Origin of the sequence: Acinetobacter sp. (assembly GCF_039596015.1) — a bacterium.
Taxonomy (GTDB): Bacteria; Pseudomonadota; Gammaproteobacteria; order Pseudomonadales; family Moraxellaceae; genus Acinetobacter.
Genome location: NZ_JBCNKN010000006.1, coordinates 47,194 through 59,451 on the forward strand (window position 1 = coordinate 47,194; position 12,258 = coordinate 59,451).

Genomic DNA, 12,258 nt, shown 5'->3' on the forward strand with positions numbered 1-12,258 from the left:
TTTCCCTCGACTCATCATTTTTACTGGGTGTCACCTAACACAGATGTTGAATCTACATTCGACCCTTCTAATGAGGGAAATTCTAAAAATTTATATCATGCTGCAATCCCGACGCTTAAACAGGGGTTAAAGCAGTCACATAACCAGATCCGTTGCTCTAACAATAACCCTTAATCTTTAAAATTAATATTTCAGGAAAGATTCCTAAAGTAAAATCAGGTATCTTATTGATGCCACAATATTCCTAGAGCATTCCCATGAATCTTGCCGCTTTTGAAGCATTTATTAAAGTTATGGAAACAGGTTCAATTTCTCTGGCTGCTGATCAACTCTTCATTACCCAACCTGCGGTCACAAAACGGATTCATAGCCTAGAAGAATATTTTGGTGTTACGTTATTTGAATCTGCGGGACGTGGCATTCAACCCACACATACTGCACATATCCTGTTACCCAAAATAAAAACATGGATCAATGAACTCGGAGACATGCACCACACCTTAAGCCATCAACAACGAAAAGTTCAGGGTCGGCTTAAAATCGGAACCAGTCACCACTTAGGTTTGCACTATCTGCCACGCTATTTAAAACAATATGTGCAACGCTATCCCGATGTCGTTTTAGATGTACATTTCGTGGACTCAGAACAAGCACACGAACAAGTGCTGGCGGGCGATCTGGAACTTGCTTTTCTCACCCTCCCGCCTGTAGGGGATGACCGACTGGAGTATCAAAAAATCTGGATAGATCCACTGGTGTTTGTGGTTGCGCCATTTCATACCCTAACGCAACAGGAAAACCTGCAACTTGAAGATCTGATGCACTACCCAAGTCTATTGCCCTCAGCAAAAACCTATACCAGTCAGATTACCCTTGCTGAATTTGAGAAACAGGGACTAAAACCCAAAGTCAGCATGAGCAATAACCCGCTAGAATCGATTCGCATGTTAGTTTCGATTGGACTGGGTTGGTCCGTTTTACCTAAAACATTGGTCAATCAAGACTTACAAGTGTTAAACCTTGACTTACAGTTACAGCGCGAACTTGGTATGGTGTGGCATCCTGCACGAACCCAGTCGAGAGCGATGCAAGAACTCATTAAAATGATGCAGATTGAAAATTAACAGCACCTCTTTTGATACACCTATCCATTAAAAAAAGCAGCCATTCTGAGATAAAGCATGGTGCTGATCTCTAATTTAACTGATACGATTACGACTGACTTTTTGTTTTATCATCAAAACTATTTTTAACATCTAACTTTAAAAAATGCCATGAGTCATAAATTTCCAAGAATAGTCAAACTCAGTTTATACGGATTCATCAGCCTGTCGATTTTACTGCTCTTAGCGGTCTTTATTTTGGTCAAGCCAATGCGGGTTGTTTTTGCACATCACATTCCCTCATTACAGTGTACGGGTTTTGTTTGTGTTGATAATCCTCAAAAGCAACCACTCGCCCAAACCCTTTACGATCAGGCAGTCAAACAAACACAAGATAAAGTGGGTGCGTTTCATCAGCAACCCACCATGGTTTTTTGTTCTACCGCACAATGTGCACATCTGTTTGGGATGGAAAAAGCAGCAGCGAAAGCAGTTGGCGATTTAGGGCTACTTGTTGCGCCTCGTGGCTGGAAAAGTTTTTATATTCGCCACGAACTCATTCACCACCGACAAGCAGAAGAATGGGGAAATATCGCGATGTTTACCAAACCCAAATGGCTTGTCGAAGGCATGGCATACCGTTTAAGCGATGACCCACGCCCTACGCTGTCTCAACCTTTTCAGCAATGGCGCGCACAATTTAAACTGTGGCATAAACAACATCCAAACGCAGACATTTGGTATACCACACAGCAAGTCCGATAACTTCCGCCGAGCTTCTGACCGTCATTCGAGCATATCAGAAGCTTTTTAACCGAATTAAATCGACCAGTCCTGAATTGCCCAACCTTGTTGTTTAGCAAGGCTTTCCAATCGTTCATCAGGATTCACCGCAATGGCGTGGTCGGCATATTCCAATAAAAAACGATCATTGATTGAGTCTGAATATGCCCATGACTCACTCACATTGCGCCCCGCCAACCATTGCTCAAGACGTACCAGTTTTCCTTGCTGATAACACGGTAATCCCACCACTTTACCCGTATAAACACCGTCTTTCACTTCGGCATTGGTGGCAATAATTTCACTAATACCAAATTCTTTAAAAATAGGTGCCGTAATAAAATCACTGGTTGCTGTAATCCCGACTAATGTGTGTCCAAGCTGTTGATGATGTTGAATAGCTTTAAAACCTTCAGGACGCATTTGCGGGCGAATAATTTTCTGCATGAACAGGTCATGTAATTGTTTTAATCGCTCATTTGAGTTTTGCGTTAAAAACTCGAAAACAAATTCATTATAGGCAATCGGGTCGAGTTGCCCTGCCTTGTAATCTTCATAAAACTGGTCATTAATCTGACGATGTCGAACAGGATCAACCAGCCCTTCACTTACTAAAAATTCACCCCACGAATGGTCTGAATCGGTATTTAACAGGGTGTGATCTAGATCAAATAAAGCCAATTTCATGAAAATTCTCGTTCAAACTGAAAATAAAGAAAAAAAATGTAAATCTGTTCCCGCTAATGGCAAGAAATTCGTTAAGATCATAGCAATTTTTAACAATATTCTTAGCTCTTTTTTTGTGTCGGATAAACAAAATTTATTATCCCCAAAATCAAAGACAAAAAGATCAACAAGTTTAGGTAGCCAAATGATCGACTCTGAAGGTTTCCGACCCAATGTCGGGATCATTTTGGCAAACGATGATGGACAAGTTTTATGGGCAAAACGCATTGGTCACAATGCTTGGCAGTTTCCACAAGGAGGAATCCAGTACGGCGAAACTCCTGAGCAGGCACTATTCCGAGAACTTCGTGAAGAAGTTGGCTTGTTGCCTGAACATGTCCAGATTATTGCGCAAACCACAGGTTGGCTGCGCTATCGTTTGCCAAGCCGATACATTCGTGCAGGTAGTGAACCTGTATGTATTGGACAAAAGCAAAAATGGTTTTTACTCAAATTGATGGCTTCAACGAAGTATATTCAGCTTGATTTGTCTGATCCACCCGAATTTGACCAATGGCAATGGGTGAGTTACTGGTATCCACTCGGGCAAGTCGTCAATTTCAAACGGGATGTTTACCGTAGAGCAATGGCAGAATTATGTCCCCATATGCCATCTTAAAAACTTTCTAAAAAAAGAAGTTTTTAGTGAATGATTTTCTGGTGTGGGACTGATATAACTAAGACTTGAAAATATAAATAAAATGCTTGGGAGTATGCATTTATGTCGAACATGCAATTAGACACCCTCAGACGGATTGTTCAGGAAATCAATGCGTCTGTGAGTCTGCATGAATCTTTAGACATCATGGTCAATCAGGTTTCTGAGGCGATGGATGTAGATGTATGTTCGATTTATTTACTAGATGAACGTAACCAACGCTATATCTTAATGGCAACCAAAGGGCTAAACCCTGAGTCTGTCGGCACGGTATCCCTGCAAATTGGTGAAGGGTTGGTCGGTTTAGTCGGTCAACGTGAAGAAATTGTTAACCTTGACAATGCCGCACAGCATGAACGCTATGCCTATTTCCCCGAAACAGGCGAGGAAGTTTACAACTCTTTCCTTGGCGTACCTGTCATGTACCGACGCAAAGTAATGGGCGTTCTGGTGGTTCAAAAACGTGAACCTCAGGACTTTAGCGAAGCTGCCGAATCATTTTTAGTCACGTTATGCGCCCAACTTTCAGGCGTGATTGCCCATGCACATGCGGTTGGCAATATCGAAGTGTTTCGTAAACCTAACAGTTTATCTAACTATAAAACCTATCAAGGGGTTGCAGGTTCTGGCGGCATTGCGCTCGGACGTGCTGTGGTTTTATATCCTCCTGCTGACTTAAATGCCGTTCCTGACCGTGACGCGGACGATATTAGCGAAGAACTTGAACTACTCGATCACGCCATCAAAAGTGTGCGAGAAGAAATTCAGTCTTTAGATGAAAAAATGCAAGACTCGCTGATGTCTGAGGAACGTGCATTATTTAGTGTTTTCCTGCGAATGCTTGATGAAAATGCACTACCCGCTGAAATCAAAGAGATCATTCGAGAAGGTCACTGGGCACAAGGGGCTGTCCGTCGTGTTTTAGATAAACACATCGCCTTGTTCGCACAAATGGAAGATGACTATTTACGTGAACGTGTTTCTGACCTAAAAGATCTAGGACGGCGCATTTTAGCTTCACTACAAGAAGCAGACTCGGGACACCGCGAACTTAGCTCGGACAGTATTCTGATTGGTGAAGAAATCAGTACTGCGGCATTGGTCGAACTTCCTGTCGACAAAATTGCAGCGATTGTCACCACCGAAGGTGCAGCCAATTCTCACATGGTGATTGTGGCACGTGCTTTAGGTATACCGACAGTCGTTGGTGTAACGGAGCTACCGATCAATACACTAGATGATGTGGACATGATTATCGATGCCTATCAAGGGCGTGTCATGATTCATCCCCCTCGTCGCCTGCGCCAACGCTACAAGGAAATCCAAAAAGAAGAAGAGCAAATCGCAAAAGACCTGAAACAGTATGAAACCAAGGATTCCATCACTCCTGATGGCGTAACCGTAAAACTGTTTGTCAATACGGGTCTAATGATTGACGTGGTGCGTGGTGTACAACGTGGTGCAAAAGGTGTCGGGCTATATCGGAGTGAAATTCCGTTTATGCTGCGTGACCGTTTCCCAGGTGAAGAAGAACAACGTGCCATTTATCGTCAACAGCTCAGCCACTTTGCCAACAAGCCTGTTACCATGCGTACACTCGATATTGGTGCAGATAAAGACTTGCCTTATTTTAGCATCGAAGAAGAAAACTCTGCTTTGGGCTGGCGAGGTTTGCGTTTTACGCTAGATCACCCTGAAATTTTCTCTTCTCAAATTCGTGCTATGCTTAAAGCTAGCATTGGTTTAAACAACTTACACATTTTGTTGCCAATGGTGACCAGTGTCAGTGAAGTTGAAGAAGTACTTTACCTGCTTGAACGTGACTGGGTTGCAGTGCAAGAAGAAGAACAGGTCAAAATCAACAAACCTAAAATCGGGATTATGGTTGAAGTCCCAAGTGTACTGTTGCAAATTGATGAATTTGCACCGTTGGTTGATTTCTTCTCGGTTGGTTCAAACGATCTTATTCAATATTTGCTCGCAGTTGACCGAAATAACCCTCGGGTTTCAAGTGTTTATTCGCATTTTCATCCATCTGTGTTACGTGCGTTACAAACACTGGTCAAAGACTGTCATCGCAATGAACGACCAATCAGTATTTGTGGTGAAATGGCAGGCGATCCACTGTCTGCAATTTTACTGATGGCAATGGGTTTTAATACCCTATCGATGAGTTCGAGTAATATTTTGCGGGTGCGTAAAGCAATTTGTCTAACCCCAATGAGCGATGCTCAGGCCTTATTAGAACATGTGGTGAAGTTAAATAACCCGTTACTGGTCAAAAGCTGGTTAGAATATTATTTTAAAAATCATGGTTTAGGCGATATGGTGAAAAGTAATCGTATTGTCACTGCTTAAGGTTTTTACACCCACAACATCCCCATAAAAAAAGAGCGATCTTCGCAAGAATATCGCTCTTTTTTGTGCTTGGTTGCACCACGCTTTTCAGCCTTTTTCCGATCTACAAAAACATGGCTGCGTTGAAAATCGTACATATGTTTTGCGACCAAGTTATTAATTACAGGCATTTCGCGCTGTTGTTTATTCTTTTTCATCAAACACCTCAGATGAATTATTCATTCACACATTCAACACGTTCAAATTTGAAGATCACTTCAACATGCACATGTTGCACTACTACATAACTATACTGAAAAATGCCACTGACGAATACGTGTTTTTCAGTGCAGTTATGCTATACAGTTTCATGTGAAACATGAATGAGGGAGTTTAAAAAAATTACAATTGAAAAAAACAATTCAAAATAATGAATTAATCAATTTGACTAATAATAGAGCAAATTCTATGCTCTGAAAGTACGAAATATAGATCGTTTGATCATCACCATATCGTACTACAGGGGGAAGTTTCATGATTGCAGCATCCATTCTACTCATGCTATCGCCAGTGAATTATTCAGATATAAATACAAGCTATTAGGAGAACAACACCATGACAGATCAAGCAAAATGCCCCTTTTCAGGGAAAAAAGTTGAACACACAGCAGGTGAAGGCACAACGAACCAAAATTGGTGGCCAAACCGCTTAAGAGTGGATTTACTCAGCCAACACTCTTCAAAAACAACACCTATGGATGCAGATTTTGACTATAAAGCAGCCTTTAACAGCCTAGATCTAAATGCCATCAAACAAGATTTACACCACTTAATGACCGACTCGCAAGACTGGTGGCCTGCCGACTTTGGTCACTATGGGCCATTGTTTATTCGTATGGCATGGCACAGCGCAGGAACGTACCGCATTGGCGATGGTCGTGGCGGTGCAGGTCGTGGGCAGCAACGCTTTGCACCCCTCAATAGCTGGCCTGATAACGTAAGTCTAGACAAAGCCCGCCGTTTGTTATGGCCAGTGAAACAAAAATATGGTCGCAACATTTCATGGGCTGACTTAATGATTTTGGCGGGTAATGTTGCCCTTGAATCTATGGGCTTTAAAACCTTTGGTTTCGCAGGCGGACGTGAAGATGTCTGGGAACCAGATCAGGATGTTTATTGGGGTTCTGAAACCACATGGTTAGGCAGCGACAAACGTATCTCAGGAGATCGTAACCTAGAAAACCCATTAGCGGCAACCCACATGGGACTGATTTATGTCAACCCTGAAGGGCCAGAAGGCGTGCCTGACCCAATTGCTGCTGCAAAAGATATTCGTGAAACTTTTGCCCGTATGGCAATGGATGACGAAGAAACCGTTGCGCTGATTGCTGGCGGTCATACTTTTGGTAAAACACATGGTGCAGCCCCTGCCGAACATGTCGGTGCAGAACCTGAGGCCGCAGCACTTGAACAACAAGGCTTAGGTTGGGCAAACCGTTATGGCAGCGGCAACGCGGGAGATACCATTACCAGTGGCTTAGAAGTGACTTGGACATCAACTCCGACCAAGTGGAGCAATAACTTCTTTTGGAATCTGTTTGGATATGAATGGGAGTTAACCAAAAGCCCCGCAGGCGCACACCAATGGAAACCAAAACATGGTGCAGGAGAAGGCTCAGTGCCTGATGCACATGACCCATCCAAACGTCATGCACCTGCCATGCTCACCACAGATTTAGCATTACGTTTCGACCCTGTATATGAAAAAATTGCACGTCGTTTCTATGAAAACCCAGATGAATTTGCCGAAGTCTTTTCACGTGCATGGTTTAAATTGACCCATCGTGATATGGGGCCACGCTCTCGCTATCTTGGTGCAGAGGTTCCTGCTGAAGAACTCATTTGGCAAGACCCAATTCCAGCTGTTACCCATCCGTTGGTTGAAACACAAGATATTGCCCAGCTCAAACAACAGGTTTTGAATGCAGATTTATCTATTTCTGAACTGGTTGCAACGGCTTGGGCATCGGCTTCGACCTTCCGTGGTTCAGACAAACGTGGAGGTGCAAATGGCGCACGTATCCGTCTGGCTCCGCAAAAAGACTGGGCTGTCAATCAACCTGAACAGCTCAATAAAGTCCTCAGCAAGCTTGAGCAAATTCAACAGCAATTTAATGCTCAGGCAACCGATAAACAAATTTCATTGGCAGATTTAATTATCCTTGCGGGCAACGCGGCTGTTGAACAAGCCGCAAAAGCAGCCGGATTCGACGTTGAAGTCCCTTTCCATGCTGGACGCACAGATGCAACACAGGAACAAACCGATGTTGAATCCTTTGCAGCACTCGAACCGATTGCAGATGGTTTCCGTAACTATGAAAAAGCAACGTATCCAGTGCCAGCAGAAGCCTTGCTCATTGACCGTGCGCAATTGCTTACCCTCACTGCACCTGAATTAACGGTGTTAATTGGTGGTTTACGTGTGCTTGATATTAATTACGAGCATACACAACATGGCGTCTTTACCCTGCGCAAAGGCGTACTTAGTAATGACTTCTTTGTAAACTTACTGGATATGGGTACACAGTGGAAAGCCGCCAGCCCTGAACGTACTTTATTTGAAGGCTATAGCCGAGATACTGGCGTACTCAAATGGACTGCAACACGTGTCGACCTGATTTTTGGTTCTAACTCTATCTTACGCTCACTTGCAGAAGTTTATGCCAGTGCCGATGCGCAAGAAAAATTTGTTAAAGACTTTGTCGCTGTCTGGGCAAAAGTCACCGAGCTTGATCGTTTCGATCTTCAATCATAAAACCAAGTCATTCAAAATGGGCTGCTCGTTTGAGCGGCCCATTTTCATTTTAAACCGTCAATTTATGCCCTTCACGAATACAATAAAATGGATTCATTAACTTAGAAGAATGCTTCATTGCCTCATCCAAAGCCTGCTCAGGCTCTTCTCGCCCCTCATCGGTCAACTGAAATGTCCGATAATGAATGGCAATGGAACGCTGTGCATGCAAATCCATATGTGCCCGAAACGCTTCTTGAGGATTCATATGCAGATATTTCATTAAATTACGTGGCTCATACGCCCCAATCGGCAACAATGCAAATCGGGGTGCACCAAACCGCGCATGAATATCTTTAAAATGACTGGAATAACCCGTATCCCCTGCAAAAAAGCCATATTGCGCCCCTTGTCGCAAACAAAAGCTTCCCCACAATGCAATATTTTGATCTCTTAACCCTCGACCTGAACCATGCTGGGCAGGCGTATAAATGATCTCAAAACCATGCAATTCCGCTGATTGCCACCAGTCAAGTTCAATCGTTTTCCATGCTTTGGGTAAATAAGCCGCATTGCCTAATCCTGTATAAATAGGCATCCCAAATTGTTTATGCAGCCATTTCAGACTCGCTATATCCATATGGTCATAATGGTTATGACTCAATAAAACTGCATGGATCTGAGGAAGTTGTTCCAAGGCAATACCCGCAGGACAAACACGCTGAGGCCCTGTTCCCTGTTTCGGGCCTGCATACTCCGCCCAGACAGGATCTGTTAAAAAATTAAATGGCCCTATTTGAATTAATACGGTTGCATGACCAATAAACCAGATTTTCCAGTCATTTAAGTCAGCACTGGGGCGATTTTGTGGAATCTCATGCGCCACAGCCAGATAACGTTCAAAGGTTTGTTTACGGTCAATTTGCCAAGTAGAGCTTCGACGTTTCAATACCCATTTCAACAAATTCCATGTAGAACCTTGTGGTTTTCTGGATGACGTATTATGGAAGCGCCCCTCACTAAATTGTGGTGAATACACAAAATTAGACTTCGGTTGAGCAAGAACATGAGCCCAACAATTTTTTGTGGGTAACTCATAATGTAATGTTGTTTTATTCTGATCCATATACAAAAATAATATCGTCGGTTTTATGTCAAGGTTCTTACAGTTACGTGACCAAACAATGTCATGATGAAAACTTCCGCAACAATCATGCCATGCTGTACACCCAATCAATACGCCCTGCCAATATGACGAAAAAAAAGCAGAAAAGCATCCTTGATTAAGTAATTTTTTTTAAATTGTGTTTCTTTTCAACTTTATGTGGCTTTTTGCGCCATGTTAGTGCATAGTTTAAGTCATACTGATATTTTATAAAGATAAGCTTTTGTTGGATCGGTTTAATGGAACTACGCCACCTACGATATTTTATAACCGTTGCAGAAGAGCTAAATTTTAGCAAAGCTGCACTTAAACTTTACACAGCACAACCTTCATTAAGTCAACAAATCAAAGACTTAGAAGAAGAGATTGGGGTTAAACTTCTAAACAGAACCAAACGCAAAGTTGAACTCACCGAAGAAGGCGCCGTCTTTTTGGAACAAGCTCGCCTGACCCTCATGCAGGCAGAAAAGGCCGTTCAACTTGCACGTCAAGTGCATTTCAAAAAGCAACAAGCACTTCGCATTGGCTTTATTACAACAGCCGAAGTCCGTGTTTTCCCTAAAGTTTTACCAAAACTACGCATTCAGACACCCGATATTCATGTTGAACTAGAGCAACTTCACGAGCAGGAACAACATAAAGCCTTAAAACGCGGTGACTTTGACATTATCTTTTCACGTGAAAATTTAAATGATGATGACGAACTGACCAGCCATGTTGTGCTTCAAGACTCTCTGGCCATCATGTTGGCACACAATCACCCACTTGCAGCATTGCAACGGATACCGTTAGAGCAGCTTCAACATCAAGATTTTATTATGCTCAATGCGCCTTCTTTTGCGATTATGAATCATACGATTTCACAATTTTTGCAAGCGCATAACCTCACGCTCAACATCCATAAAAAAACGGAAAATCTAGTCAAAACCATTACCGCCATTGAGGAAGGTGAAGGTTGCGCTATTTTGCCACAATACCTTGATCCCTTTATTAAACTTGACCATATTGCCGTGCGTCAGCTCGAATGCGACCTGCCAACACTCGACCTTTATGTGAGTTATCGTAAATACAACAACAATACTGCTGTTGAAAAATTCCTGTCGGTTTTGGCACAGCAATTTGACTTGCACATTCAATAAAACAATGGGTTAAATCAACATTTAACCCATTGTTATCCTTCGTCTACTTCAGGAAAAAACATTGACGTCAGCATGAAAAATGACGGCGTTTTTCCTGAATGACACTATTTTTTATTCATCACCAAAAAGCTGAGTCACCTTTTGATAGGTTGGTCTCTGCTGTATATGTGCTAAATAATTTGCTATGACTGGATCAGACTGCAAAGTACCAATTTTTAATTGCCAAAGAAGTATTGCCGCAACCAAAATATCGGCTGTTGTAAATTGCTCACCACATAAATAAGGGTTTGCCGCTTCTATTCCCTGAATCAGCGCACGATGTGCGTCCTGATGATCACCATAACCAACAAACATTTTTTGGTCTGGCTGAATGTTGATTCCACGCATTTGATCGACTGATAATGCTTCCCAAGGCCCTGACATAAAAAACAACCAACGATAATAGACCCCACGTTGTGGATCATTCAGTGCAGGTGCAAATCCTTTATCTGCAAATTTATCGGTTAAATAAGCACAAATCGCACCTAACTCATAGATCACGACACCGTCATCCACAAGCGTTGGGACTTTACCAAACGGGTTTAGTGTTAAATATTCAGGTGTTTTCATGTCGGTATGATACGCAAGCTCAATACGTTCATATTCAACCCCGAGTTCTAATAACAACCACTCTACAACGACACCGCGCGATTTTTGATTTGTATATAGTTTAAGACTCATTTTTATGTTTCCTAGTTGATGTTATATCTCTACTGTAGATGAGGTGATTGTCAGTTTTTGTCAGTAGTCTGTGATTCTTTTTCCCACCATTGTTGAAAGAGTTGTTGCTTAAAAGATGGATATAATTCCTGACTTAAACTTAACTGCTGAATACGATCTATTCTAAAATGTCGAAAATCTTGTCTTAACTCACACCATGCTGCCAACACAATCTTGTCATTAAAATATCCCATGGCAAACGGCCATACAGTTCTGACACTCTTTTTCCCTTGTCCATCGATATAAGACACAGCAATTTTAACCTGTTGCCGAATTGCGATACGGATTTGTTCTAAGATTTGCATATCGACAGGCAACCAGACATTAAATGCCCTTAACGTGGTTTGTTCCATAAAATGTTGTCGATGTTTGGGCAATACTGCATCTAATTTGGCTAATACCGCATTGGATGCCGATTGTAACGACAGATCAGGCACACTCTTTAACCAGTGTAAAGCCAGAAAAATAGCCTCAATTTCTGTTTCATCCAAAGTCATGGGAGGCAGTAAAAAGTCTTCTTTAAGTTGAAAACCCAACCCCGCTGCGGCTTCTATGTGTACGCCTTGCCCTCTGAGGGTTTCAATATCCCGATAAACGCTACGCACACTAATCTGTAGGCGTTCAGCCAAAGCTTGTCCCGTTACAGGATGGCGATATTCTCTTAAAAGCTGCAAAAGATTTAGCAAACGGATGGAACGGCTCATGATTTCCCTATTGTTATTATGCAAGATGAAGAAATCTTGCTTCCTTCATCTTCAATGAAACCACTTCAACGTGATGAATACCTTAGGGCTT

11 protein-coding genes are annotated in these 12,258 nt (G+C 42.4%); 6 read left to right on the top strand and 5 right to left on the bottom strand.

The genetic code is table 11. From position 1 onward, the window contains the following. Positions 1-257 precede the first annotated feature (257 nt). Together ABDV70_RS07995 and ABDV70_RS08000 are read left to right on the top strand one after the other, a co-directional pair. Positions 258-1,124 (top strand): LysR family transcriptional regulator, encoded by an 867-nt coding sequence (locus tag ABDV70_RS07995; protein WP_343596858.1) that lies wholly within the window; start codon positions 258-260, stop codon positions 1,122-1,124. A gap of 150 nt (positions 1,125-1,274) precedes the next feature. After that, a complete protein-coding gene (locus ABDV70_RS08000) occupies positions 1,275-1,868 on the top strand; it encodes a hypothetical protein (protein ID WP_343596860.1) in 594 nt (197 codons plus the stop codon). A gap of 54 nt (positions 1,869-1,922) precedes the next feature. On the opposite strand, the gene ABDV70_RS08005 is transcribed toward ABDV70_RS08000, so the two are convergent. Continuing rightward, positions 1,923-2,573 carry an HAD family hydrolase gene (locus tag ABDV70_RS08005; RefSeq protein WP_343596862.1) on the bottom strand — a complete coding sequence of 217 codons (651 nt, stop codon included), beginning with the start codon at positions 2,571-2,573 and terminating at the stop codon, positions 1,923-1,925. Positions 2,574-2,757: 184 nt separating this feature from the next. On the opposite strand from ABDV70_RS08005, the gene ABDV70_RS08010 reads away from it, so the two are divergent. Continuing rightward, the gene (locus ABDV70_RS08010; protein WP_343596864.1) at positions 2,758-3,231 is read left to right on the top strand and encodes an RNA pyrophosphohydrolase; all 474 of its coding nucleotides are present in this window, start codon (positions 2,758-2,760) and stop codon (positions 3,229-3,231) included. A 102-nt stretch (positions 3,232-3,333) separates the two neighbouring features. Continuing rightward, positions 3,334-5,628 carry a phosphoenolpyruvate--protein phosphotransferase gene (ptsP, locus tag ABDV70_RS08015; protein WP_343596866.1) on the top strand — a complete coding sequence of 765 codons (2,295 nt, stop codon included), beginning with the start codon at positions 3,334-3,336 and terminating at the stop codon, positions 5,626-5,628. A 5-nt stretch (positions 5,629-5,633) separates the two neighbouring features. Here ptsP and ABDV70_RS08020 read toward each other — a convergent pair whose 3' ends face one another. Further along, the gene (locus ABDV70_RS08020; RefSeq protein WP_343596868.1) at positions 5,634-5,825 is read right to left on the bottom strand and encodes a hypothetical protein; all 192 of its coding nucleotides are present in this window, start codon (positions 5,823-5,825) and stop codon (positions 5,634-5,636) included. Positions 5,826-6,222: 397 nt separating this feature from the next. Here ABDV70_RS08020 and katG point away from each other — a divergent pair, with 397 nt between their 5' ends. Then, positions 6,223-8,421: a catalase/peroxidase HPI gene (katG, locus tag ABDV70_RS08025; protein WP_343596870.1), complete on the top strand. Its 2,199-nt coding sequence runs from the start codon at positions 6,223-6,225 to the stop codon at positions 8,419-8,421. Between the two features lie 49 nt (positions 8,422-8,470). Here katG and ABDV70_RS08030 read toward each other — a convergent pair whose 3' ends face one another. Further along, positions 8,471-9,526: an MBL fold metallo-hydrolase gene (locus ABDV70_RS08030; RefSeq protein WP_343596872.1), complete on the bottom strand. Its 1,056-nt coding sequence runs from the start codon at positions 9,524-9,526 to the stop codon at positions 8,471-8,473. Positions 9,527-9,804: 278 nt separating this feature from the next. On the opposite strand from ABDV70_RS08030, the gene ABDV70_RS08035 reads away from it, so the two are divergent. Further along, positions 9,805-10,704, top strand: a complete 900-nt coding sequence (locus tag ABDV70_RS08035; RefSeq protein WP_343596874.1) for a LysR substrate-binding domain-containing protein — start codon at positions 9,805-9,807, stop codon at positions 10,702-10,704. Between the two features lie 111 nt (positions 10,705-10,815). On the opposite strand, the gene ABDV70_RS08040 is transcribed toward ABDV70_RS08035, so the two are convergent. Further along, positions 10,816-11,424 carry a glutathione S-transferase family protein gene (locus ABDV70_RS08040; protein ID WP_343596876.1) on the bottom strand — a complete coding sequence of 203 codons (609 nt, stop codon included), beginning with the start codon at positions 11,422-11,424 and terminating at the stop codon, positions 10,816-10,818. Positions 11,425-11,474: 50 nt separating this feature from the next. Then, on the bottom strand, positions 11,475-12,167 hold the full coding sequence (locus ABDV70_RS08045) for a YafY family protein (protein WP_343596878.1): 693 nt from the start codon (positions 12,165-12,167) through the stop codon (positions 11,475-11,477). Between the last annotated feature and the right edge of the window lie 91 nt (positions 12,168-12,258).